Below are 23,579 nucleotides of genomic sequence, written 5' to 3'. Positions count from 1 at the left end.
GTGCGCATCGCGCACCGGGCCACTGCCGCATCTGCGGCGGAACCTAGCAGCCGAGCAGGCGGCTGCCGAGGTAGCTCTGGATCTGGTCCAGGGAGACGCGCTCCTGCTTCATGGTGTCGCGCTCGCGCACGGTCACCGCGTTGTCGTCGAGGGTGTCGAAGTCGACGGTGACGCAGAACGGCGTACCGATCTCGTCCTGGCGACGGTAGCGGCGGCCGATGGCGCCCGCGTCGTCGAACTCGATGTTCCAGTACTTGCGCAGGTCGGCGGCGAGGCCCTTGGCCTTCGGCGACAGCTGCGCGTTGCGGGACAGCGGCAGGACGGCGACCTTGACCGGGGCCAGGCGCGGGTCGAGGCGCATCACGGTGCGCTTCTCCATGACGCCCTTGGCGTTGGGAGCCTCGTCCTCGTTGTACGCGTCGAGCATGAAGGCGAGCATGGCGCGGTTGACACCGGCCGCCGGCTCGATGACGTACGGGGTGTACTTCTCCTTGGTCTCCTGGTCGAAGTACACGAGCTCCGAGCCGGAGGCGGCCGAGTGGGCCTTGAGGTCGAAGTCGGTGCGGTTGGCCACGCCTTCGAGCTCGGAGAACTCATTGCCACCGAAGTTGAAGCGGTACTCGATGTCGGCGGTGCGCTTCGAGTAGTGGGACAGCTTCTCCTTCGGGTGGTCGTACCAGCGGATGTTCTCCTCGCGGATGCCGAGGTCGCGGTACCAGTTCCACCGCTCCTGCATCCAGTACTCCTGCCACTGCTCGTCCTCGCCCGGCTTGACGAAGAATTCCATCTCCATCTGCTCGAACTCGCGGGTGCGGAAGATGAAGTTGCCGGGCGTGATCTCGTTGCGGAAGGACTTGCCCACCTGCGCGATGCCGAAGGGGGGCTTCTTGCGCGAGGTGGTCATCACGTGGGCGAAGTTGGTGAAGATGCCCTGGGCGGTCTCGGGGCGCAGGTACGCCTTGGAGCCGGTGTCCTGGGTCGGGCCGAGGTGGGTCTCCAGCATGCCGGAGAACTGCTTGGGCTCGGTGAACTGGCCCTTCACGCCGCAGTTGGGGCAGTTGATGTCCGCGAGACCGTTGGCGGGCACACGGCCGTGCTTGGCCTCGTACGCCTCTTCCAGGTGGTCGGCGCGGTGGCGCTTGTGACAGGAGGTGCACTCGGTCAGCGGGTCCGAGAAGGTGCCGACGTGGCCGGAGGCCACCCAGACCTCGGGGGCCAGGATCACGGACGAGTCGAGGCCGACGATGTCCTCACGCCCGGTGACCATCGCCTTCCACCACTGGCGCTTGATGTTCTCCTTGAGCTCGACACCGAGCGGACCGTAATCCCAGGCAGCCCGAGAGCCGCCGTAGATGTCACTGCACGGGAAAACGAAGCCACGGCGCTTGCTCAGGCTGACGATGGTTTCGATCTTGTCGGCGGCCACGGTGCTCTCTTCATTTACGAGGACGAACGGCGAAGCCTCAAGGTTACCGGCGCCCGCACCCCCCCTTTCAAATCGGGACCCCCCTCCCCAGGCCCTGCACACCCCTCCCACCAGGGTTTTTGACAATCGTTTCCATCTTTGATGAAAATGGATGTCATGAACGTACGACGACGCCTCATACCGACCGCCGCCCTCGCCGGAGCCGTGGCCCTCGCCGCCACGGCCCTCACCGCCTGCTCGGGCACGGCCGGAGCTGCCGGAGCCAAGGACGGCAAGCTCGACGTGATGGCGTCGTTCTATCCGATGCAGTTCCTCGCCGAGCAGATCGGCAAGGACCACGTGAAGGTCGACACCCTCACCAAGCCCGGGGTCGAGCCGCACGACCTGGAGATCACCCCGAAGCAGACCGCGCAGCTCGGCGAGGCCGATGTCGTCCTCTACCTCAAGACGCTGCAGCCCGCCGTCGACAAGGCCGTCGCCCAGTCCGGCGTGAAGAACATCGTCGACGCCGCCACCCTCACCAAGCTCGAGGTGCACGGCACCTCCGGCCACGACCACGGCGCCGAAGAGGGCCGGCCCTCCGAGGGTGCAGCCGACGGCCACGACCACAGCCACGGCGAAGCCGGCGAGGACCCGCACGTCTGGCTCGACCCGTTCAAGTACGCGGAGATCGCCAAGGGCGTCGGCGCGGCCCTGGAGAAGTCCGACCCCGACCACGCGGCGGACTACAAGAAGAACACCGACGAGCTCGTCGCCAAACTGGGCGCGCTGGACACCGAGTTCAAGGACGGCCTGAAGAACACGGCCTCCAAGACCTTCATCACCACCCACTCCGCCTTCGGCTACCTCTCCGAGCGTTACGGCCTCGACCAGGAGGGCATCTCCGGCGTCGACCCCGAGTCCGAGCCCAGCCCGGCCCGGATGAAGGAGCTGCAGACCCTCGCGAAGCAGGACAATGTGTCGACGGTGTTCTTCGAGACCCTGGCCAGCGACAAGACGGCCAAGACCCTCGCGGCGGACACCGGCCTGAAGACCGACGTCCTGGATCCCCTGGAGGGAATCACGGACAAGTCCCAGGGCGCTGACTACTTCGAGGTCATGCGGGCCAACCTGAAGAACCTCCAGAAGGCACTCGGCAGCAAGTAATGGCAACAGCAGTAGCGGCATCGGAGGCGCGAGCCATGGAGTCCAAGCCCACCCAGGCCCTGGACCAGCCCGTCATATCCCTGCGCGGGGCCACGGCCTCGCTCGGCTCGCGCCCCGTGCTGCGCGGCATCGACCTCACCGTCCGCAGCGGTGAGGTCGTCGCCCTGCTCGGCGCCAACGGCTCCGGCAAGTCCACGGCCGTCCGCGCCGTGGTCGGCCAGGTCCCGCTGAGCGACGGCGCCCTGTCCCTCTTCGGCACCGACTTCAAGCGCTTCCGTGACTGGTCGCGCATCGGGTACGTGCCCCAGCGCACCACCGCCGCCAGCGGGGTCCCCGCCACCGTCCGCGAGGTCGTCTCCGCCGGCCGGCTCGCCCGCACCCGTTTCGGGTTCCTGCGCAAGGCCGACAAGGTCGCCGTGGAGCGCGCGCTGGACCTGGTCGACATGAGCTCCCACGCCGACGCCTCCGTCAACGCCCTCTCCGGCGGTCAGCACCAGCGGGTGCTCATCGCCCGTGCGCTCGCCGGCGAACCCGAGCTGCTGATCATGGACGAGCCGATGGCCGGCGTGGACCTGGCCAACCAGGAGGTCCTGGCGAACGCCCTGCGCAGCCAGGTCGCCGCCGGCACCACCGTGCTGCTGGTCCTGCACGAGCTGGGCCCGCTGGAGCCGCTCATCGACCGCGCCGTCGTCCTGCGCGACGGCTGCGTCACGCACGACGGCCCGCCCCCGGAGGCCCTGGGCCAGCACGCGCTGCCGGGCCACGACCACGTACACCCCCACTCCGCGCACGACGCCGAGCCCCTCCGGACGGGACTGCTGAGCTGATGGACCTCCTCGACTACGCCTTCATGCAGCGGGCCCTCATCGCCGCCGCCCTCGTCGGCATCACGGCCCCCGCGATCGGCACGTACCTCGTGCAGCGCCGCCAGGCCGTCATGGGCGACGGCATCGGGCACGTGGCGATGACCGGTGTCGCGCTCGGCTTCCTGCTCAACACAAGCCCGATCTGGATGGCCACCCTGGTCGCGGTCGTCGGCGCGGTCGGCATGGAGCTGATCCGCTCCCGCGGCAAGACCAGCGGGGACATCGCACTGGCCATGCTCTTCTACGGTGGCCTGGCCGGCGGCGTCATGATCATCAACCTGGCTCCGGGCGGCTCGACGGCCAACCTGACCAGCTACCTCTTCGGCTCCATCACCACGGTCTCGGCCGAGGACATCACCGCGGTCGTGGTCCTCGCCCTGTTCGTCGTCGCCGTCACCCTGGGTCTGCGCCGACAGCTGTTCGCGGTCTGCCAGGACGAGGAGTTCGCCCGGGTCACCGGCCTGCCGGTGCGCTTCCTGAACCTGCTGATGGCCGTCACTGCGGCCGTCACCGTCACCGTCGCGATGCGCATCGTCGGCCTGCTGCTGGTCAGCGCCATGATGGTGATCCCGGTCGCGGCCGCCCAGCGCGTCACCCGCGGGTTCACCGCCACGCTGACGGTGGCCATGGTGATCGGCGTGCTGGTCTCGCTGTCCGGCACGGCCGCCACCTACTACATCGACGCACCGTCCGGCGGCACGATCGTGCTGCTCGCCATCGCCGTCTTCATGGTGATGACGGCGGTGTCCACCCCGCTGGCCCGGCGCCGGGCCGGCGCCGCCCGCGCCGCCGAAGAAGTCTGTACGCGGGACGACGTAAAGGTCTGAAGACCTCGGGTGGTCGGCCGCCTGGCACAATGGGCCGCAGCCGAGACGAGGAGGAACCGGTGGCGACTGCGCCTGGCGAGATGAATACCGCGCCAGTACGAGGACGATCCACCCGGCAGCGGGCCGCCGTGGCGGCTGCGCTGGACGAGGTGGACGAGTTCCGCAGCGCCCAGGAACTCCACGACATGCTCAAGCACCGTGGCGATTCCGTGGGCCTGACCACCGTCTACCGCACCCTGCAGTCCCTCGCGGACGCCGGCGAGGTCGACGTGCTGCGCACCAGTGACGGCGAGTCCGTCTACCGGCGCTGCTCCACCGGGGACCACCACCACCACCTGGTCTGCCGCAAGTGCGGCAAGGCCGTCGAGGTGGAGGGCCCCGCGGTGGAGAAGTGGGCGGAAACCATCGCCGCGGAGCACGGCTTCGTCAACGTCGCCCACACGGTGGAGATCTTCGGCACCTGCTCGGACTGCGCGGCGGCCGCGGCCTAGGGCCTGCGCAGGTTCCGGTCGAGGATCCCGCGCAGGCCCCTCGACGTCGGCGGGGTCCTGGGCTCCCCGCTTCGGCAGCACCGCGAGGGAGATCGCGCGCGGGCCCGCCCCCGTCAGCCGGGCACGGGCCCGGAAGGCCCCCTGGAGATCCGGAGCGTAGGCGACGCTCAGGCCGAGGTACCCGGCTCCCCCTGGTTCGGGACGGCCCCGCCGAAGCGGCGGTCGCGCTGGGCGTACTCGTAGCAGGCCTGCCAGAGGTTGCGGCGGTCGAAGTCGGGCCACAGGACGTCCTGGAACACCATCTCGGCGTACGCGCTCTGCCAGAGCAGGTAGTTGGAAGTGCGCTGCTCGCCGCTCGGGCGCAGGAAGAGGTCCACGTCCGGCATGTCCGGGTAGTACATGTACTTCGCGAAGGTCTTCTCGTTGACCTTCGACGGGTCCAGCTTCCCCGCCGCCACATCGCGCGCGATGGCCTGCGCCGCGTCCGCGATCTCGGCGCGGCCGCCGTAGTTGACGCAGAAGTAGAGGGTCATCGCGTCGTTGTCGACGGTCTGCTCCTGCGCGACCTGGAGCTCCTGGACGACCGACTTCCACATCTTCGGCATGCGGCCGACCCAGCGGATGCGGATGCCCAGCTCGTTCATCTCGTCGCGGCGGCGCCGGATGACGTCGCGGTTGAAGTTCATGAGGAAGCGCACCTCGTCGGGCGAGCGCTTCCAGTTCTCCGTCGAGAAGGCGTACAGGGAGAGGTTCTTGACGCCCATCTCCAGGCAGCCCTTGAGCACGTCGAGTACGACACCCTCGCCCACCTTGTGGCCCTCGGTGCGCGGCAGCCCGCGCTCCTTGGCCCAGCGGCCGTTGCCGTCCATGACGACCGCGACGTGGTTGGGGATGAGGTCGCCGGGGATCTTCGGCGGACGCTCACCGGAGGGGTGCGGCTCGGGAACCTTGTACTCGCGGCGAGAGCGTCCCAGAATCCCGCGTCGTGCCATGTGCCCAGCTCCTATTTCTCGACGTATCGAAGGGAGCGTAGCCCGCGCTCCAGATGCCAGTGCAAGTAGGCGGAGACCAGCCCGCTGCCCTCCCGCACGTGACGCGCCTCGCACGCGTCGGCATGTCCCCAGTCGCCCGTCAGCAGCGCGCTGAGCAGGGCGATGGCCTCCGACGAGGGTACGACGCTGCCGGGGACGCGGCAGTCGCCGCATATGACCCCGCCCGCGGCGACGGAGAAGTGCCGGTTGGGGCCGTGGAGTCCGCACTTCGCGCAGTCGTCGAAGCTGGGCGCGTAGCCGTTGACGGCGAGGGAGCGCAGCAGGAAGGCGTCGAGGATGAGGTTGGGGGCGTGTTCGCCGCGCGAGAGGGTGCGCAGGGCGCCGACGAGCAGCAGGTACTGCTGTACGGCGGGCTCGCCCTCGTGGTCGGTGAACCGCTCGGCGGTCTCCAGCATCGCGGTGCCGGCGGTGTAGCGGGCGTAGTCGGTGACGATGCCGTTGCCGTACGGGGCGATGATCTGGGTCTGCGTGCAGAGCGGCAGGCTGCGGCCGATCAGTTCGCCGCTGCGCGAGAAGAACTGCACGTCGGCGTGGGAGAAAGGTTCCAGCCCGGCGCCGAACTTGGACTTGGTGCGCCGGACGCCGCGGGCGACGGCCCGGACCCGGCCGTGGCCCCGGGTCAGGAGCGTGATGATGCGGTCCGCCTCACCCAGCTTCTGGGTGCGCAGCACGATGCCGTCGTCGCGGAACAGACTCATGGACCCCATTGTCCTGTACCCCACCGACAGGACGGACTCCCCGAACGGACTCCCGAAACGGACTCCCCGAACGGCAGCGTCCCCCGCCGGGCACGAGGCCCGGCGGGGGACACCCCTTGGGAGGATCAGGCGGTCGGCGCCGGAGCGGGCTCGCCCTCGCCCGACTGGGCCGGAATGGCTGCCTTGGGCTCGTCGTCCGCCGTCGCGGCTACGGCCGCCGGGGCGTCGGCCTTCGCGGCTTCGGCCGCCGGGGCTTCTACCTCCGGGGCTTCCGCCTGCGGGGCGTCGGCCTGCGGGGCATCGGCCGGGGCGTCGTGCACACCGTCCTTGCCCAGACCGTTGAAGATCAGGTTCAGGACGATCGCGGCCGTGGCACCGAGCGTCACACCGCTGTTGAGGAGCGAGGAGAGGTCCGCGTCCATGTGGTCCTTGAAGAGGACCGGGACGGTGGCGGGGAGCAGCGCGAAGGCCAGGGAGACACCCACGACGAGCGCGTTCTTCTCCTCCTTGAGGTCGACCTTGGCCAGGGTCTGGATGCCCGCCAGGGCCACCATCGCGAACATCACGGTCGCGGCGCCGCCGAGCACACCGTGCGGAACCGCGGCGACGATCGCGGCGGCCTTGGGGATCAGGCCGAGCACGATCATGAAGACGCCCGCGGCGACCACGACGAAGCGGCTCTTGACCTTGGTCATGCGGACCAGGCCGACGTTCTCGGCGAAGGCCACGTACGGGAAGGAGTTCAGGACACCGCCGAGGGCGGTCGCCGCTCCGTCGGCACGCAGCGCACGGGCCACGGTCTCGCTGTCGATGTCCTTGCCGACGATGTCACCGACGGCGTAGGTGTCACCGGTGGTCTCGACCATGGTGATCAGCATGACGATGAGCATCAGCACGATCGGGAACCACTCGAACTTCGGCGCCCCGTAGTAGAACGGGGTGGTGATGCCGATCCAGTCCGAGTTGCTCACGTCACCGAACTTGGCGTCGCCGAGCAGGAAGGCGACGGCGGTGCCGCCGACGAGGCCCAGCAGGATGGAGATGCTGTTGAGGAAGGGCCTGCCGAGCTTCATCAGGACGAGGATGAAGAGCATCGTGCCGCCGGCGTAGGCGAAGTGCTTCGGGTCACCGAAGTCGGGGCTGCCGAGGCCGCCCGCCGCGTCGTTGAGGCCGACCGGGATCAGCACGATGCCGAGGACGGTGATCACCGTGCCGGTGACGACCGGCGGGAAGAGCCGCATGATCGTGCGGAAGGCCTTGGGGGGCAGCCAGGCGAAGGCGAAGGTGGCGATACCGGCCGTGATGACCGCGCCGTAGATGACGAGCAGACCCGCCGTCCCGCCGCCCGCTCCGAGACCGATGGCGATCATCGGGGACACGGCAGTGAAGGTGACGCCCTGGATCAGGGGCAGCCGCGCACCGATCCTGCCGATGCCCCACGCCTGGATGATCGAGGCGATACCGCAAGTGAAGAGGTCGGCATTGATCAGGTAGACCAGCTGCTCGGTGGTGAGCCCGAGGGCGCCACCGACGATGATCGGAACGATCACCGCACCGGCGTAGAACGCGAGTACGTGCTGGAAGCCGTACAGCGCGAGCTTGGGGAGGGGGAGCACCTCGTCGACCGGGTGCGTGCTCTGCTTTCCGGTGGCGGAAAGCGGTGCGGCGACACGTGCCATCTCTGCCTTGCCCTTCAATGAGGTAGGTAACTGAGAGGAAGCGATAGGAAGCTGGTTGCCCCTGGCCGGAGTGGGTCGTTAGCCCGTTGATCCGTCGGGGTTGTCGTTGCGTCCACGTGAATCGAAGCTCCGCGGTGTTACCGGCGGCGTCTCCTCGTGTGACCGGAATTGAACGCCTGTGGGGCCGCTCACAGATATCGTCGACTTCTACAAAATGTTGACCACTCGGCGTGCAGGATCTGGAGATTTCTCCAGTGGCGGAGACCCCCGGTGTCGACTATGGCCAACGCTTCGCGAAATCAGCCCTTCCTGCTGCGCTAACGCGAAGGCCGTACGCGGTGACGTGCGGGTTAACACTCCGCAGGCCGTTCGGCCACGCAAAGAAGAAGGCTCCGCTCCGTCCGTCCACCTGGTGGAAACACCCCGTACGGATGGCGCGCCTCCGCGGTTCACAACACGCGTAAGGATCTCCGAATCGGGGGCGCGAGGCCCGATCGTTATCTCAGATTGTGCCGTTTTCGCCCACCCCGTGAGACGCCGGCGTGTCCGAAACCGCCAGCGCGGCCGAAACGATCGCCTGCGCCGCCGTCGCCGCGGCGAGCACCGGATCCGTCCGACGGTGGGCGCGGCCCAGCATGAAGGCGCCTTCCAGCAGCGCAATCACCGAACCCGCCGTCTCGTGCGCGGCTCCGATGCCGTGGCCGGCGTAGTACGCGGCCAGCGCGTCGGTCCAGGAAGTGAAGATCTCGGAGGTGGCCCGGCGCAGCCCCTCGTGGGTGCTCGCCACCTCCAGCGCGACCGTGGCGACGGGGCAGGGATCGGCGAAGTCCAGCTCCTCCAGCGTCGCGGCCGCACCCGTGAAGGCCTCCCGCGTCGCCAGGACGGGGTCGTGGGCATGGGCCGTGCCCGGCCCGAAGAGGTCGCCGATCAGCTCCAGATAGGTCGCACCGGAACTGCGCAGGACCTCCTCCCCCAGCTGCGCCTTGCCGCCCGGGAAGAAGTGGTAGGCGGACCCGTAGGGCGCCTGCGCCGTCGCCACGATCTGCTTCATGCCCGTGGCCGCGTATCCCTGGCGGCGGAAGAGTTCGGTCGCCGCGCTCAGGATGCGTGCTCTCGTATCGCCTGTCGTCGTCATCGGGGCTAGCATCTCACTAGATCGGTCTATCTAGTGAAACCGACAGGGGGAACCGCATGCTCGCCATCGCGCTCAGCTCCGGCACCATCGAGTACACCGACACCGACAGCCCCGATCGCACCAGTCCCGGCCCCGGGGCGGCGGAGGGAACCACCCGCGAGACGCTCGTCCTCGTCCCCGGCCTCGGCTTCGACGCGTCCGTCTGGCAGCCCGTCGTCGCCGAACTGCGCTCCGACTTCCGCGTCCTCGTCCCGGTCCTCCCCATCGGCGGCCACCGCCTCCCCATGAACCCGGGCGCCGACCTCTCCGCCCACGGGGTCGCGGCCCTCCTCGCCGAGTTCCTCGAGCGCCTCGACCTGCACGGCGTCACCCTCGTCCAGAACGACGCCGGCATCGCCCAACTCCTCGTGGGCGTGAACGACGAGCGGATCGCACGCCTCGTCCTCGCCTCCTGCGAGGCCCTCGACAACTACCCGCCGGGCCTCCAGGGCAAGGCCCTGCACACCGCGAGCAGGATCCCCGGAGCGCTCCACCTGCTCCTGCGGTCCTTCCGCTCGCCCTTCCTCGCCGGGATGCGGACCTCCCTCGGCGGCATGGCCAAGCGGCCGATCCCGCACGATCTGGTCCTGCGCTGGTACGGCCCCCTGCTCACCGACCCGGCCATCCGCCGCGACCTCGACGCGTTCCTGCGCAGCACCCGCAAGGACACCTACCTCCGGGCCGCCGATCGGCTGCGCTCCTTCGACCGCCCGGCCCTCGTCCTCTGGGGTGCGGAGGACCGGATGATGCCGCCGCGGACCGGTCGCCGGCTCGCCGAACTGCTGCCGTACGGCCGGTACGAGGAGGTCCCGGACGCCCGGACGCTGATCCCCTTCGACAACCCCCAGGGGCTGTCCCTCGCCCTGCGCCGCTTCATCGCGGCGCACCCCGCCCCGGTGGCCCGGGGCGCCGTCTGAGGCCCGTACGGGCCCGTACGAGACCTCGTGCGGGCCCGTACGGGCCCGGTCCGGGCCGCTGCGGCTACACGGCTACGGCGCCCGGACCGCCGACAGCAGCCGCGCGACCTCGTCCGCGTCGATGCGCAGCGCCGAGCCCACGGTCGCCAGCACCTCGCGTTCCGCGGGGATGTACGGGCCGTCCGCCAGGGCGACGCGCGCCCCCTGCAGCAGGATCGATTCGCGGCCCGGGCCGGCCAGGTGCGGGGCCAGCGGCTCCAGGGCCTCGTGCAGCTCGATCGAGAGCGCGGCGCCGTAGCAGTCGGGGCCGTCGTAGAGCCCGAGCCGTCCCTCTTCGGCGGCCAGCCCGTCGACGAGGGACTCCAGCTGCTCCTCGGTGCAGTCCTGGAACCCGGCGGACCGTACGGCGCCCACGGCGGCCTCCAGCGCACTGCGCGAGGCCGTCCCGCCGGCAGCCAGCACGGCCAGGGTCACGGTGTGCACGGCGTCGCGCAGCAGCGTGGAGAAGCGGGTGGTGGTGAGGTGGTCCAGGACCTCGGTGCCGAAGCGCTCGCGGCAGCCCTGGCACTCGACGACGGGGCCCGCCTGCCCGCGGGGCAGCAGCGGCACGCCGAGGACGGTGAAGCGGCGGCGTCCCGTGCGCCGACGGTAGTTGCGGTCGCCACCGCAGTCGGGGCAGAAGAACTCCCCGTCACCCACGGTGCTCCAGGTGGTGCGGATACCCCAGACCGTCAGCTTCCGGCCGTCCCCACCCCGAACTGGCAGCACGTCGCACCTCCGTAACCTTCCGGCAACATCGCCGGGTTGGCGTGATGTTAGCCACATCGGTGAGGATGCGTCAGTCGTGTGACAAGACAACATCGTCCGGCCGCCGTACTTGGCCGATCTGCGCCCCTGCCCCCATCCGGCCCCGCACCCGGCCCCACCTGCGCGCCCGTCGCCCACGGCCGCCCCCCGGCTTCCCTGGGCTCGGCCGCATGAACGAGAAGTCCTGTCTGGTGACCGGCGCCGCGAGCGGCATCGGCCGGGGCTGACCAAGCACCTGGCGGTGGAGTGGGCGGCGCGGGGGATCCGCGTCAACGCGGTGGCCCCCGGGACCATCCGTACGGAGCGGGTGCTCGCGCCGACGGACGAGCCGGGCGGGCCGGAGTACCTGGCCCGCTGAAGCCCGGGAACGGCGGAACCCCGCCCTCCCGAAGGGGAGGAGCGGGGTTCCGTTGCGTACGGGTCAGCGGCCCGCGCGGTTGACGGCGGAGATGACCGCCTTCAGGGAGGCGCGGGTGGTGTTCGCGTCGATGCCGATGCCCCACAGGACGCGGCCGTCGATCGCGCACTCGATGTACGAGGCGGCGACGGCGGAGGCGCCCTCGCTCATCGTGTGCTCGGTGTAGTCCAGCAGGCGGGCGTCGATGCCGATGCCGGCCAGTGCGTCGAAGAAGGCCGAGATCGGGCCGTTGCCGGTGCCGTCCAGCACGGTCTCCGCGCCGTCCACGACCGCCTCGACGGTCAGCGTGTCGGTGCCGTCCTTGTCGGTGGTGGTCTGGCCGGAACGCAGCTGGATGCGGCCCCAGGGGTTCTCGGGGTTGGGCAGGTACTCGTCCTGGAAGACGTTCCAGATCGCGGTCGGGGTGACTTCGCCGCCCTCGGAGTCGGTCTTGGCCTGGATGATCCGCGAGAACTCGATCTGCATGCGGCGCGGCAGGTCCAGCTTGTGGTCGTTCTTCAGGACGTACGCGATGCCGCCCTTGCCGGACTGCGAGTTGACCCGGATGACCGCCTCGTAGGAGCGGCCGACGTCCTTCGGGTCGATGGGCAGGTACGGGACCGCCCACTCGATGTCGTCGACGGTCTTGCCCTGGGCGGCCGCGTCGGCCTCCATGGCGTCGAAGCCCTTCTTGATGGCGTCCTGGTGGGAGCCGGAGAAGGCGGTGTAGACGAGGTCGCCCGCGTAGGGGTGGCGCGGGTGGACTTCCATCTGGTTGCAGTACTCGCTGGTGCGACGGATCTCGTCGATCTGCGAGAAGTCGATCTGCGGGTCGATGCCCTGCGAGAACAGGTTCATGCCCAGCGTGATCAGGTCGACGTTGCCCGTGCGCTCGCCCTGCCCGAACAGGCAGCCCTCGATGCGGTCGGCGCCGGCCATCAGGGCCAGCTCGGCGGCCGCCACGGCGGTGCCGCGGTCGTTGTGCGGGTGCACGGAGATGCAGATGTGCTCGCGGCGGGTCAGGTTGCGGGCCATCCACTCGAAGCGGTCCGCGTGGGTGGAGGGCGTCGAGCGCTCCACGGTGGCGGGCAGGTTCAGGATGATCTCGCGGCCTTCGGACGGCTGCCACACGTCGCAGACGGCCTCGCAGACCTCCAGGGCGAAGTCCAGCTCGGTGTCGGTGAAGATCTCCGGGCTGTACTGGTAGCCGAAGACGGTGTCGGCGCCCAGCAGCTTGTCGGCGTACTCCATGACCAGGCGGGTGCCGTCGACGGCGATCTGCTTGATCTGCTCCTTGGAGCCGCGGAAGACGACCCGGCGGAAGGTGGGCGCGGTCGCGTTGTACAGGTGCACGGTGGCGCGCTTGGCGCCGACCAGCGACTCCACGGTCCGCTCGATCAGGTCCTCGCGGGCCTGGGTCAGTACGGAGATGGTCACGTCGTCCGGGATCGCGCCCTCTTCGATGATGGAGCGCACGAAGTTGAAGTCGGTCTCACCGGAGGACGGGAAGCCGACCTCGATCTCCTTGTAGCCCATGCGCACCAGCAGGTCGAACATCTCGCGCTTGCGGGCGGGGGTCATCGGGTCGATCAGCGACTGGTTGCCGTCGCGCAGGTCCGTGGAGAGCCAGCGGGGCGCCTTGGTGACGCGGGCCTCGGGCCAGGTGCGGTCGGGGATGTCCACCTGCTCGTACGAGCCGTACTTGTGGATGGGCATCCCGGAGGGCTTCTGGGTGTGGGTCGCGTTCGTGATGGGCGTGGGGCGACCGACAAAAGTGTGCTGGCTCATGACGTAGGGCTCCTCGCGTGTCCGCGTGTAGTTCGCTGGGACGGCCGACGGACGGTCGCAAAACCGCAACACCAAACTCCGCGGGGAGGGGGTCGGCCTACGACTACAGGCCCTCGCCGCGGCAGCTAAGGAGGAGCAGCCCGAAACGCATGATGGGCCGAGCCTAACCGAGCCGCCCCGTAATGCGGGACCTGTTTCAGTATGCAAGACCCGCAGGTCCGTTTTGCACCCTTTGTGAGCTAAGCCTCTTTACCTGCTGCCCACCCGCCCCGATGTCCGGTTGATCCGTCAATGCGCCGCGAGCATGTTCAGACGACCGAATGAATCATGGTCGCCGCTAGTGACACGGCTGTCACGCACTGCCACATTGCCGGGCATGGATGCCTTCTTCGCTCGCCGTCACCCCGTCTTCTGCACCGTGGTGCCGCCGCACCTCCTGGACAAGATCGCCCGGTCCGAGGACCCCGCCCGGGCCGCCGCCGCGCGGCGGACCCTCGAGCTGGACGCCTCCCACCGGGTCCGGCGGCTGATGGCGGTGCTCCCGCCCGCCGTGGAGACACCGTCCGAGACCCCCGCGCGGACCATCTACGACGCACAGCACCAGACCCGGCTGCCCGGCAAGAAGGTGCGCGGCGAGGGTGAGGACGCCGGCCAGGACGCCAGCGTCAACCGTGCCTACGCCGGGCTCGGGGCCACCTTCGAGCTCTTCCTCAAGGGCTTCGGCCGCCACTCCATCGACGACGCCGGCCTGCCTCTGAACGCCAGCGTCCACTACGACCGGCTGTACAACAACGCCTTCTGGGACGGCAGCCAGATGGTGTTCGGCGACGGAGACGGGGACCTCTTCCTCGACTTCACCGTGTCCGTGGACGTCATCGGGCACGAGCTGGCCCACGGCGTCACCCAGCACACCGCCGACCTGGAGTACTACGGCCAGTCCGGCGCGCTCAACGAGTCCATGTCCGACGTCTTCGGCTCCCTCATCAAGCAGTACTCGCTGGACCAGACCGCCGAGGACGCCGACTGGCTGATCGGCGCCGGACTCCTCGGTCCCTCCGTGGACAGCGGCTTCGCCCTGCGGTCGATGAAGGCGCCCGGGACGGCGTACGAGGACGACGAGCTCGGCAAGGACCCGCAGCCCGCGACCATGGACGACTACGTCCGCACCTCCCGCGACAACGGCGGCGTGCACATCAATTCCGGCATCCCCAACCACGCCTTCTACCTCGTCGCCACCGAGCTCGGCGGCAAGGCCTGGGAGCGGGCCGGACGGATCTGGTACGACACCCTGACCGGCGGGGAGCTGGGCCCCAAGGCGGACTTCGCCCGCTTCGCCGCCCTGTCGACCGCCGCCGCCGTCACCCGGTACGGCGACGGCGGCGCGGAACACCAGGCGCTGCAGAAGGCGTGGTCGACGGTCGGCCTGGGGTAGCAGGCGTGGGGTAGAGGCCGCGGGGTAGAAGGGCGGTCATGCGGATTCAGGTGGTGCGGACGGGCGGCTTCGCGGGGATCGAGCGGCGGGGCGAGGTGGACACCTCGGACCTGCCCGACGAGGCCGAGTGGCAGGCGCTGGCGCAGCTGGCCCTGCGGCCCGGCCCGCCGGGCGATCCGGCGGAACGGATCCGGGACGGCTTCTCGTACCGGATCACGGTGGACGGGCGGACGGTGCTCTGCCAGGACCCGAACCTGTCCGACGCGCAACGCACGCTGATCTCCCGCGTCCTTAAAGAAGGTGCCTGACCAGGACCCCTTTTGCTTGGATGGCCGGATGATCACGCCTACCGACCGCCTGCCCGAGCTCGAGCGCTACTACGACGCGGCGCCCCGGGCGGGCGGGGCGCGGGCCGAGGACTTCGGCCCGCTGACCCTGTTCGTCCAAGAGAGCGACGGCTGGCCCTACTACGCGCGGCCCGCCCTCGGCGCCGCCTCGGCCGATGGCGTCACCGTCGCCGACGTGGAGCAGGTACTGGCCCGGCAGCGGGAGCTGAAGGTCCCCGAGGCCTTCGAGTGGGTGGCCGAAACCACCCCCTCGCTGCGGGCCGCCGCGGAGGCCGCGGGGCTGAGCGTGCACGCGCATCCGCTGATGGTGCTCGACCCCTCGGCGGCACGGCTCCCCGCGCATCCGGACGTACGCGTACTCGGCGCGGCCGACCCGCTGCTGCGCCCGGCCGTGACGGTGCCGATGCTGGCCTTCGCCGCTCCCGGTACGGCGGTGGGCGAAGCGGGCCCGGCGGAGCTCGCGGTGGCGGAGCAGGACCCGGCCTCCGAGGGCCGCCGCATCCGGGTGGCGGGGATGATCGAGTCGGGCCGTACCGCCCTGGCGGCGGCCGTGCGCGACGGCGTGGTCCTGTGCTCCGGCCAGTACGTCCCGGTCGGCGACGCCGCCGAGGTGGTCGGTGTCGGCACCCTCCCCTCGGCCCGCCGCCAGGGTCTGGCCCTCGCGGTGACGGCGGCCCTGGTCGCCGACGCCCTGGCCCGCGGAGCCCGCACGGTCTTCCTCTCGGCGGGCGACGAGGACGTGGCCCGCCTCTACGCCCGCCTCGGCTTCCGCTCCGTGGGCACGGCCCTGATCGCCGACCGGCCGCTGTGATCCGCCGGGCGCGCTGACGGGCCGGGGTTGGGGTTGGGGTTGGGGTTGGGGTTGGGGCCGGGGGCGGGGGCGGGGGCGGCCCGCGCAATTCTGACCCGGTTTTTTTGCGGGAACGGCAAGGACGCTTGGCCGCCGCGGAGGTCCGGGCGGAGCATCGGAGGCACGGGGACCGGTATCCGTACCAGTCCCCGTAGCCGTCCCCGTACCGACCGGAAAGAGTCCGCCATGGCGCACGAGCGCGACCACGCCCCCCACTCCCCCGACACCGAGACCGAGACCGGCTTCGCGGGCGAGGAGTTCTGGGACTCCCGCTACCGCGAGAGCGAGCGGATCTGGAGCGGGGACGCCAACGCCGTGCTGGCCCGGGAGGCCGCCCCGCTCGCTCCCGGCCGGGCCCTGGACCTCGGCTGCGGAGAAGGCGGCGACGCCGTGTGGCTCGCGCGGCAGGGCTGGTACGTCACCGGGACGGACATCTCCGGGGTCGCCCTGGAGCGGGCGGCGGTCCACGCCGCCGACGCCGGGGTCGCGGACCGCACCGCGTGGGAGCGGCACGACCTCGCGGAGTCCTTCCCGGCCGGAGAGTACGACCTGGTCTCCGCCTGCTTCCTGCACACCTTCGGGGAGTTCCCGCGGGAGCGGATCCTGCGCCGGGCCGCCGCGGCCGTGGCCCCCGGCGGGGTCCTGCTCGTCGTCGGGCACGCGGGCTGGGCGTCCTGGCAGGAGGACCGCCCGGAGGTGGACTTCCCGACCCCGGACGAGGTCATCGCCCAGCTGGAACTGGAGGCCGGCGCCTGGGAGGTCCTGCTGGCGGAGGAACACGTACGGGTCCAGAACCAGCCTGACGGCCGGCCCGGGACCCGTACGGACAACGCGGTGAAGGTGCGGCGGCTCCCTTAGGAGCCCGCCCCTGGAAGCCCGCCCCTAGTAGCCCGCCCCTAGAAGCCCAGCTTGCGGAGCTGCTTGGGGTCGCGCTGCCAGTCCTTGGCGACCTTCACGTGCAGGTCGAGGAAGACCGGGGTGCCGAGCAGCGCCTCGATGTGCTTGCGCGACTTCATCCCGACCTCCTTCAGGCGGGCGCCCTTCGGGCCGATGATGATGCCCTTCTGGCTCGGCCGCTCGATGTAGAGGTTGGCGTGGATGTCCAGCAGCGGACGGTCCGCCGGGCGGTTCTCCCGGGGGATCATCTCCTCGACGACCACGGCGATGGAGTGCGGGAGCTCGTCCCGTACGCCTTCCAGCGCGGCCTCGCGGATCAGCTCCGCGACCATCACCATCTCGGGCTCGTCGGTGAGGTCGCCCTCCGGGTACAGCGGCGGGCTCTTCGGCAGCATCGGCGCGATCAGGTCGGCCAGCAGCTGGACCTGGGTGTCGCCGACCGCCGAGACCGGGACGATCTCGGCCCACTCGAAGCCCAGCTCCTCCGCGAGCTGGTGCACGGCGATGAGCTGCTCGCCCACCACCTTGGACTCGACGAGGTCGGTCTTGGTGATGATGGCGATCTTGGGGGTCTTCTTGATCCCCGCGAGCTCCTTGACGATGAACTTGTCACCGGGGCCGAGCTTCTGGTCCGCGGGCAGGCAGAAGCCGATCACGTCGACCTCGGACCAGGTCGCGCGCACCACGTCGTTCAGCCGCTCGCCGAGCAGCGTGCGCGGCTTGTGGAGGCCGGGCGTGTCGACCAGGACGAGCTGGGCGTCGGGGCGGTGCACGATGCCGCGGACCGTGTGGCGGGTGGTCTGCGGCCGGTTGGAGGTGATCGCGACCTTGGTACCCACGAGCGCGTTGGTCAGGGTCGACTTCCCCGCGTTGGGACGGCCGACGAAGCATGCGAAGCCCGCACGGTGCGGGCTGGTGGTCTCGGGGGAACGATCGCTCATACGGGCCATTCTCCCCGATGCGGCTCCCAGCGCCGACCAGGCCGCCGCCACGAGGGCGAGAGCGGCCGCGAGCAGGCCGTTCAGGGCGGGGTGCGCGGCGTGTCCGGCGGTGGCCCGGGCGGCCGCCGCCCCGTCGGCCCGCGCCACCACCGCGACCTCGGCCCATTCCAGGGCGGGCGCGTCCGCCCAGCGCGAGGTGAGCCGGACCCGCTGGCCGGGCAGCAGCTCGGCGGGCAGGCCGGTGAGGGGGCGGGAGACCAGTCCCCGGCCGAGGGCCCCGGAGGCGGTCAGGGTGGCTCGGGGGCGCAGGGTGACGTTGCCGAGGTTGTGGAGCGTGTACGAGACCTCAGCGCCGGCCGCGCCGCGGCGGGCGGTGCTGAGCTCCTCGACGGCCAGGGCGGGGGCGGTGGGACCGGTGACCCGGAGGTAGACGCGGGCGGCGACGGCCTGCTGGATCCCTATCCCCCGCACCGCGGTGTCGGCCGGCCGGTCCTCCAGGGCGACGAGGGCTCCGGGGTGGTCCCCGGGCTCGGCGCGGTCGGGGACGGTGAGGGTGAAGCCGACGTCGACCGCCGTCTTCGCCGGGACGGTGATCCGCTCCTGCGCCAGCGCAGTCCAAGCACCGGTGGCGGTGCGCGGTTCCTCGGGCCCGCGCAGGGCGAAGCCGCCGTCGCGGGCGGTGTTGTAGGCGTCGGCGGCGTAGAGGCGGAAGGTGCGGGGGCGGTCGGTGCGGTTGGCGATGGTGACGGAGTCGGTGACGGCCTGGCCGGGGGCGGCGGCGAGGTAGAAGTACGGGCGCTGCCCGAGGGTGTTGGCGGCGGGCAGGACGGACCACTGCCCGTTGTCCGCGGCGGCGGCGGGTCCGGCTCCGCCGAGCAGAAGGATGCCGAGCCCGAGGACCACAGCGGCGGCCATCGCCCCGGCCGGGCGCGGCCGTGCCCGCGTGGCCAGTGCCGCCGCCGCGGCTGCGGCGAGGAGCCGCCGTGCCCGCGCGGGGCCGGCGAGGAGCCGCCGTGCCCGTGCGGGGCGGCCCCGGAGGGTTCCGCTCCCCGCCCCGCCCTTCCACCGTTCACCGGGACTCCGCCCCGGACCCGTTGCCGCGTGCGGCGCCGCTCCCGGGGGCCCGACCCCGGACCCCCGCTCCTCGAACGCCGGAGGGGCTGGATTTTCCCTGGCGTCAGCCTGCCCGTGCACGCCGGAGGCCAGGCATGTCCAGCCTCGCCGGCGTTTGAGGCGCGGGGTCTGGGGCGGAGCCCCAGGGGGTCCGGGCACAGCCCGGGGAACGGGCGAAGGGCGGGGCGGGGCGACGGCCCCGCGCAGCGGCACAGGGGCGGCGGGGAGACCGGGCCGGGTCACGACAACGTCAGGGTCAGCACCGCCGTGTAGGCACCCGGCGGGGTGTACGGGGGCACCTGGAGGGTGACGGCCGCGTCGACGGTGAAGGTGCCGCCGACGAGGGCGGCGTCGCCGGTGGAGGCCAGGACCGCGCCGTCGGGCCCGACGGTGCCCGCACTGCCCGGGGTGCACGCGCTGGGGCTGCCGGGCGCGGACGCGCACGTCGGGGTCCAGCTCAGGGAGGCGCCCGGGATGCGGATCCCGCCGGAGCCCGTGAAATCGGTGACCTTGCCGATCAGGGACCACCCGGCCGGCCCGCCGCGGGCGTCCTTGACGGTGACCGTGCCGATCCGGCCGGCCGCCGCGCCGCCGTCCCCGTACGGGACCGCGGCCAGGGTCACGGCGTCGCCCTCCTGGGTCATGCCGAGCTCCCCCGGCTGCACGACGGCGGTCACCGTCTGGCTGCCCGGCGGCAGCGGGGCGGCGACGATCACCGTGTACGCGGCCGGGCCGGAGCCCCGCTCCGGGGTCCAGGCGGCGCCCTCGTACGCCACGACGGCGGTGGTCGCCCGGTCCGTGACCGGCAGCTCCGCGAGGACCACGCCGAGCTCGTCCGCCTTCGCGGTGACCCGGTCGGCGGTCTGCGCCGTACCGGCCCGGCCGGCCACGGTGACCTCGGCGCCGGGGACGAAGCCGGCTCCGGTGACCTTGACCTTGGCGCCCGGGCCGCCCGCGGCCGTACCGAGCGCGACGGTGCGCAGGTTGGCCGTCGGCAGCGGGCTCGCGGTGATCCGCTGCGCAACCGGCGGGCCGTCCGGCGACGGCAACAGGGTCGGATTCGAAGACGGGGACACCGGCGACGGCCCCGCGGAGGCGGAAGCAGAGGCAGAGGCCGAGGGCTTCGCGGACGCCCCCGGATCCGGTCCCGGCGGCACGCTCGCGGAGGCGGCGGCGCAGACCGTGTCGAGTTCGAGCAGGTGGCCCGTGTGCAGGGTGTAGCCGCCCGGGGCCAGGGTGATCTCGCCGGGAGCGGTGACGGTGAAGGTGCCGGTCATGGTGACGGCGGGCAGCGCCCCGCCCGCCTCGACGGGATCGTTGCGCTTGGCCCCGACGACCGTGACCTCGCCCTGTTGCACGCCCCCGAGGACGATCCGACCGGTGGGGGTGAGGACATCGGCGGGCAGGCCGACGGCGAGCGGGTTCACCGCGGGGGTCCGGGTCACCTGGTAGGTGACGGTGACGGTGTCGCCCACGCGCGGCGTGGGGTCGTCGACGGTGATCCGGGCGGTGGTGGGACCGTCGGCCGGCGGTAGCCCGGCTTCCTGCGGAGGCAGGCAGTGCGTGGGGAACTCGACCTGCCCGGGAGGCGTCTCCCCCTCCGCGGCGGCGGGCGCGCTCAGGGCGCCCCCGGTCGCGGCGGCCAGGACCGCCATGCCGACGGCCGCCGACCACCCTCTGTGCCGCGCCGTCGTCCGCGCCGTTGTCCGCGCCGGTGTTCGCGCCGAAGTCCGCACTGACCGCCCCCTGGGATCCCGTACCCCGCCAGGGGGCCATTCACGAGCGGGCGGTGGGATAAGTCAATGCACGGACCCGGCAACAACTGATGTCCCATCAGGAGATGGCAGAGTGGTGCCGGGTGCGGTGGCACGGAAGGTCCGCCGGTAGGCCGTCGGGCTCACGCCGAGCGCCGCCTGGACGTGCTTGCGCAGGGACTGCGCGGTCCCGAAGCCCGCCTCCCGGGCCACGTGTTCCATCGGCAGGTCGGTCTGCTCCAGCAGCGCCCGGGCCCGATCCACCCGCTGCCCGACGATCCACTCGCCCGGGCTGAGCCCCGACTCCTCCCGGAACCTGCGCGTGAAGGTCCGTACCGACATCGCCTCCTGCCGGGCCAGGTCGGTCAGCCGCAGCGGTTCGTGCAGCCGGTCCAGTACCCAGGCGCGGGCCGCGGTGGTGGCCGACCGCTGCGGCTGCGGCACCGGGCGCTCGATGAACTGCGCCTGCCCGCCCTCGCGGTGCGGCGGTACGACGGTGCGCCGGGCCACGTCGTTGGCGACGGCCGCGCCGTGGTCACGGCGCACGATGTGCAGGCACAGGTCGATCCCGGCGGCGACTCCGGCGGAGGTGAGCACGTCCCCGTCGTCGGTGTAGAGCACGTCCGGGTCGACCAGTACGGCCGGGAAGGTCTGCTGGAAGTGCCCGGCGGCGGACCAGTGGGTGGTCGCCCGGCGGCCGTCCAGGAACCCGGCGGCGGCGAGGACGTACCCGCCCGTGCAGATGGAGACGAGCCGGGTGCCGGGCCTGATGTGCGCGAGGGCGGCGGCGAGTTCGGGGGTGAGCCGGCCCTCGTCGTGGACCGGGCCCAGCTCGTAGGAGGCGGGGACCACCACCGTGTCGGCCGTGGCCAGCAGTTCGGGACCGTGCTCGACGTGGATGTCGAAGTCGGCGTCCGTGGGCACCCGGCCGGGGGCGAGCCCGCAGGTGAGGATCTCGTACAGCGGCCTCCCAACGGGATCCTTCGCCCGCCCGAAGATCCGGTGCGGGATCCCGAGCTCGAAGGGCAGCAGGCCGGCGAGGGCGAGTACGACAACACGGTGCACGCGGGGCTCCATGGCCCGATCATATCGAAGCGTGTCGGTCAGGCCACTGTCGTAGGGGACCCCGGCGGCCGGAAACTAGCGGCGTGACGCAGACAGACCCGGGCCCCGGCCCCTCCTCCGGCCCCTCCCCCGCACCGACGGCCGCCTCCGACCCGGCGGCCGGTACCGACTCCACGGCCGGTGCACCACACCGTGTCCATCGCGTACACCGCGTCCACCGCGCCTGGTTCGTCGCGGCCGTCGCCTTCGTGACGATCATCGGCGCCGCCGCCTTCGCCTCGCTCCCCGGCCTGCTCATCGAGCCGCTGCACGAGGAGTTCGACTGGTCGCGCGGCACGATCGGCCTCGCCGTCTCCGTGAACCTCGCGCTGTACGGGCTCACCGCGCCGTTCGCCGCCGCGCTGATGGACCGCTTCGGCATCCGCAGGGTCGTCGCCCTCGCGCTGACCGTCATAGCCGCCGGCTCGGTGGCCACCGTATGGATGACCACCTCCTGGCAACTGATCCTGTACTGGGGCGTCCTGGTCGGGCTGGGCAGCGGCTCGATGGCCCTGGCCTTCGCCGCGACGGTGACCAACCGCTGGTTCGTCGCCCGGCGCGGCCTGGTCACCGGCATCCTGACCGCCGCCGGGGCCTCCGGCCAGCTGGTCTTCCTGCCGCTGCTGGCCTGGCTGGTCGAGAACCACGGCTGGCGTCCGGCCGCGGTCACCGTCTCACTGGCGGCCCTGGCCGTCGTGCCCTTCGTCTGGCTGCTGCTGCGCGACCACCCGGCGGACATCGGGACCACCCCCTACGGAGGCGCGTACACGGCCAAGCCCGCCCCCGTCCCGGGTGCCGCCCGACGGGCCGCGGGCGTCCTGGCCAAGGCGGCCCGGACCGGCCCCTTCTGGCTGCTGGCGGGCACCTTCGCGATCTGCGGGGCCTCGACGAACGGGCTGGTGAAGACCCACTTCGTCCCGTCGGCCCACGACCACGGCATGCCGGTGACGGCGGCGGCCGGGCTCCTCGCCGTGATCGGCGTGTTCGACGTGATCGGCACGGTGTTCTCCGGCTGGCTGACGGACCGCTTCGAATCGCGCCGCCTCCTCGCCGTCTACTACGCCCTGCGCGGGGTCTCGCTGCTCTTCCTCCCGATGCTGCTGGCCCCGACCGTGCACCCGCCGATGGTGTTCTTCATCGTCTTCTACGGCCTGGACTGGGTCGCGACGGTTCCGCCGACGATCGCCCTGTGCCGCGAGCACTACGGAGAGGACGGGGCCATCGTCTTCGGCTGGGTCCTGGCCTCGCACCAGATCGGCGCCGCGCTGGTGGCCTTCCTCGGCGGCCTGGCCCGCGACGCCTTCGGCTCGTACGACCCCGTCTGGTACGCCTCGGGCGCCCTGTGCGCGATGGCCGCCCTGATGGCGATGGTCATCCGCCGCCGGGCCCCTGCCAAGGCAGTCGCGATCTGACGGCCCGCCCGACGGGGACAGGCTGCCAGGATGGCCCCGTGGACCGCACGGGCAGATCCGAAGGGTCGGGGCGGCCCGGCGGCGACGGCCTAGGCCCCGGCCGGAGTGCTCGACTTCAGGGTGCCGTCCGGGCCCGCCAGGAGGACCGGAGTGTCCGGGCCGCCGAGGTCACGGACCGCCGCGCGGTCGGCGTCGGAGGGGGCCTCCGCCGCGCTGACGACGGCCGCCGCCTCCAGGGACCGGGCGCCGCTGGCCACGGCCATCGCGACGGCCGTCTGGAGCGCGCTCAGCTTCAGGGAGTCCAGCGCCACGGTTCCGGCGACGTACGTACGGCCGGTCTCGTCCCGGACCGCCGCCCCCTCGGGCACGCCGTTGCGGGCCCGGGCGCTGCGCGCCAACGTGATGATCTTGATGTCTTCGGGGTCGATCCCGGTGCTGTCGGTCATAGTCCGAAGCATATG

General features: G+C 71.5%; 22 protein-coding genes and 1 pseudogene. 11 read left to right on the top strand and 12 right to left on the bottom strand.

Annotation, left to right across the window (positions count from 1 at the left end):
• Nucleotides 1-43: 43 nt before the first annotated feature.
• Nucleotides 44-1,426, bottom strand: a complete 1,383-nt coding sequence (locus tag ACFVX6_RS36470) for a glycine--tRNA ligase (protein WP_389698893.1) — start codon at nt 1,424-1,426, stop codon at nt 44-46.
• Between the two features lie 156 nt (nt 1,427-1,582).
• Between ACFVX6_RS36470 and ACFVX6_RS36465 the strand changes: the two genes are divergently transcribed.
• Genes ACFVX6_RS36465 through ACFVX6_RS36450 form a run of 4 tightly spaced genes read left to right on the top strand, consistent with a single transcriptional unit; the run spans nt 1,583 to nt 4,756 of the window.
• Nucleotides 1,583-2,572 (top strand): metal ABC transporter substrate-binding protein, encoded by a 990-nt coding sequence (locus tag ACFVX6_RS36465; RefSeq protein ID WP_389698892.1) that lies wholly within the window; start codon nt 1,583-1,585, stop codon nt 2,570-2,572.
• A gap of 35 nt (nt 2,573-2,607) precedes the next feature.
• Nucleotides 2,608-3,399 (top strand): metal ABC transporter ATP-binding protein, encoded by a 792-nt coding sequence (locus ACFVX6_RS36460; protein WP_389698891.1) that lies wholly within the window; start codon nt 2,608-2,610, stop codon nt 3,397-3,399.
• Entirely contained in the window at nt 3,399-4,265 is an 867-nt protein-coding gene (locus tag ACFVX6_RS36455) for a metal ABC transporter permease (protein WP_389698890.1), read from the top strand. The genes ACFVX6_RS36460 and ACFVX6_RS36455 overlap by 1 nt, the downstream gene beginning before the upstream one ends.
• Nucleotides 4,266-4,324: 59 nt before the next feature.
• The gene (locus ACFVX6_RS36450; RefSeq protein WP_389698889.1) at nt 4,325-4,756 is read left to right on the top strand and encodes a Fur family transcriptional regulator; all 432 of its coding nucleotides are present in this window, start codon (nt 4,325-4,327) and stop codon (nt 4,754-4,756) included.
• 167 nt (nt 4,757-4,923) lie between these two features.
• On the opposite strand, the gene ACFVX6_RS36445 is transcribed toward ACFVX6_RS36450, so the two are convergent.
• The 4 genes from ACFVX6_RS36445 to ACFVX6_RS36430 form a co-directional block, all read right to left on the bottom strand.
• Nucleotides 4,924-5,748 carry an isoprenyl transferase gene (locus tag ACFVX6_RS36445; protein WP_389698888.1) on the bottom strand — a complete coding sequence of 275 codons (825 nt, stop codon included), beginning with the start codon at nt 5,746-5,748 and terminating at the stop codon, nt 4,924-4,926.
• 11 nt (nt 5,749-5,759) lie between these two features.
• The gene (gene recO / locus ACFVX6_RS36440; protein ID WP_250754311.1) at nt 5,760-6,506 is read right to left on the bottom strand and encodes a DNA repair protein RecO; all 747 of its coding nucleotides are present in this window, start codon (nt 6,504-6,506) and stop codon (nt 5,760-5,762) included.
• 125 nt (nt 6,507-6,631) lie between these two features.
• Nucleotides 6,632-8,185: a nucleobase:cation symporter-2 family protein gene (locus tag ACFVX6_RS36435; RefSeq protein ID WP_389698887.1), complete on the bottom strand. Its 1,554-nt coding sequence runs from the start codon at nt 8,183-8,185 to the stop codon at nt 6,632-6,634.
• A gap of 502 nt (nt 8,186-8,687) precedes the next feature.
• Nucleotides 8,688-9,320, bottom strand: a complete 633-nt coding sequence (locus ACFVX6_RS36430; protein WP_389698886.1) for a TetR/AcrR family transcriptional regulator — start codon at nt 9,318-9,320, stop codon at nt 8,688-8,690.
• Between the two features lie 56 nt (nt 9,321-9,376).
• Here ACFVX6_RS36430 and ACFVX6_RS36425 point away from each other — a divergent pair, with 56 nt between their 5' ends.
• Nucleotides 9,377-10,276: an alpha/beta fold hydrolase gene (locus ACFVX6_RS36425; protein ID WP_389698885.1), complete on the top strand. Its 900-nt coding sequence runs from the start codon at nt 9,377-9,379 to the stop codon at nt 10,274-10,276.
• 72 nt (nt 10,277-10,348) lie between these two features.
• Here the strand turns inward: ACFVX6_RS36425 and ACFVX6_RS36420 are convergent, their stop codons facing one another.
• Entirely contained in the window at nt 10,349-11,044 is a 696-nt protein-coding gene (locus tag ACFVX6_RS36420) for a TerB family tellurite resistance protein (protein ID WP_389698884.1), read from the bottom strand.
• Nucleotides 11,045-11,153: 109 nt separating this feature from the next.
• Here ACFVX6_RS36420 and ACFVX6_RS36415 point away from each other — a divergent pair, with 109 nt between their 5' ends.
• Complete coding sequence (locus ACFVX6_RS36415) at nt 11,154-11,441, top strand: SDR family oxidoreductase (protein ID WP_389698883.1); 288 nt, start codon at nt 11,154-11,156, stop codon at nt 11,439-11,441.
• Nucleotides 11,442-11,504: 63 nt separating this feature from the next.
• Here ACFVX6_RS36415 and leuA read toward each other — a convergent pair whose 3' ends face one another.
• Nucleotides 11,505-13,268, bottom strand: a complete 1,764-nt coding sequence (gene leuA / locus ACFVX6_RS36410; protein WP_389698882.1) for a 2-isopropylmalate synthase — start codon at nt 13,266-13,268, stop codon at nt 11,505-11,507.
• Nucleotides 13,269-13,644: 376 nt separating this feature from the next.
• On the opposite strand from leuA, the gene ACFVX6_RS36405 reads away from it, so the two are divergent.
• The 4 genes from ACFVX6_RS36405 (at nt 13,645) to ACFVX6_RS36390 (ending at nt 16,755) form a co-directional block, all read left to right on the top strand.
• Nucleotides 13,645-14,700 (top strand): M4 family metallopeptidase, encoded by a 1,056-nt coding sequence (locus ACFVX6_RS36405; RefSeq protein ID WP_389698881.1) that lies wholly within the window; start codon nt 13,645-13,647, stop codon nt 14,698-14,700.
• A gap of 38 nt (nt 14,701-14,738) precedes the next feature.
• On the top strand, nt 14,739-15,008 hold the full coding sequence (locus ACFVX6_RS36400) for a protealysin inhibitor emfourin (protein ID WP_389698880.1): 270 nt from the start codon (nt 14,739-14,741) through the stop codon (nt 15,006-15,008).
• A gap of 28 nt (nt 15,009-15,036) precedes the next feature.
• Nucleotides 15,037-15,858 carry a GNAT family N-acetyltransferase gene (locus tag ACFVX6_RS36395; RefSeq protein WP_389698879.1) on the top strand — a complete coding sequence of 274 codons (822 nt, stop codon included), beginning with the start codon at nt 15,037-15,039 and terminating at the stop codon, nt 15,856-15,858.
• 225 nt (nt 15,859-16,083) lie between these two features.
• Nucleotides 16,084-16,755 carry an SAM-dependent methyltransferase gene (locus tag ACFVX6_RS36390; RefSeq protein WP_389698878.1) on the top strand — a complete coding sequence of 224 codons (672 nt, stop codon included), beginning with the start codon at nt 16,084-16,086 and terminating at the stop codon, nt 16,753-16,755.
• Between the two features lie 38 nt (nt 16,756-16,793).
• On the opposite strand, the gene era is transcribed toward ACFVX6_RS36390, so the two are convergent.
• From era to ACFVX6_RS36370, 4 genes and pseudogenes are all read right to left on the bottom strand, one after another.
• Nucleotides 16,794-17,744: a GTPase Era gene (gene era / locus ACFVX6_RS36385; RefSeq protein WP_374213701.1), complete on the bottom strand. Its 951-nt coding sequence runs from the start codon at nt 17,742-17,744 to the stop codon at nt 16,794-16,796.
• A 507-nt stretch (nt 17,745-18,251) separates the two neighbouring features.
• Nucleotides 18,252-18,650, bottom strand: a pseudogene (locus tag ACFVX6_RS36380) (WxL protein peptidoglycan domain-containing protein); the annotation flags it as partial.
• A gap of 437 nt (nt 18,651-19,087) precedes the next feature.
• Nucleotides 19,088-20,503, bottom strand: coding sequence for a beta-xylosidase (locus ACFVX6_RS36375; RefSeq protein WP_389698877.1), 1,416 nt, complete (start codon nt 20,501-20,503; stop codon nt 19,088-19,090).
• Nucleotides 20,504-20,647: 144 nt separating this feature from the next.
• Nucleotides 20,648-21,679 carry a GlxA family transcriptional regulator gene (locus ACFVX6_RS36370; protein ID WP_389698876.1) on the bottom strand — a complete coding sequence of 344 codons (1,032 nt, stop codon included), beginning with the start codon at nt 21,677-21,679 and terminating at the stop codon, nt 20,648-20,650.
• Nucleotides 21,680-21,750: 71 nt separating this feature from the next.
• Here ACFVX6_RS36370 and ACFVX6_RS36365 point away from each other — a divergent pair, with 71 nt between their 5' ends.
• Complete coding sequence (locus tag ACFVX6_RS36365; RefSeq protein ID WP_389698875.1) at nt 21,751-23,118, top strand: MFS transporter; 1,368 nt, start codon at nt 21,751-21,753, stop codon at nt 23,116-23,118.
• Nucleotides 23,119-23,207: 89 nt separating this feature from the next.
• Here the strand turns inward: ACFVX6_RS36365 and ACFVX6_RS36360 are convergent, their stop codons facing one another.
• Nucleotides 23,208-23,564, bottom strand: a complete 357-nt coding sequence (locus ACFVX6_RS36360) for a cytidine deaminase (RefSeq protein WP_389698874.1) — start codon at nt 23,562-23,564, stop codon at nt 23,208-23,210.
• Between the last annotated feature and the right edge of the window lie 15 nt (nt 23,565-23,579).

Source organism: Streptomyces sp. NPDC058289, assembly GCF_042880975.1.
Lineage (GTDB): Bacteria > Actinomycetota > Actinomycetes > Streptomycetales > Streptomycetaceae > Streptomyces > Streptomyces stoeckheimensis.
Note: the sequence above shows the minus strand (reverse complement) of the source record. Positions and strands in the feature narration are given on the sequence as shown.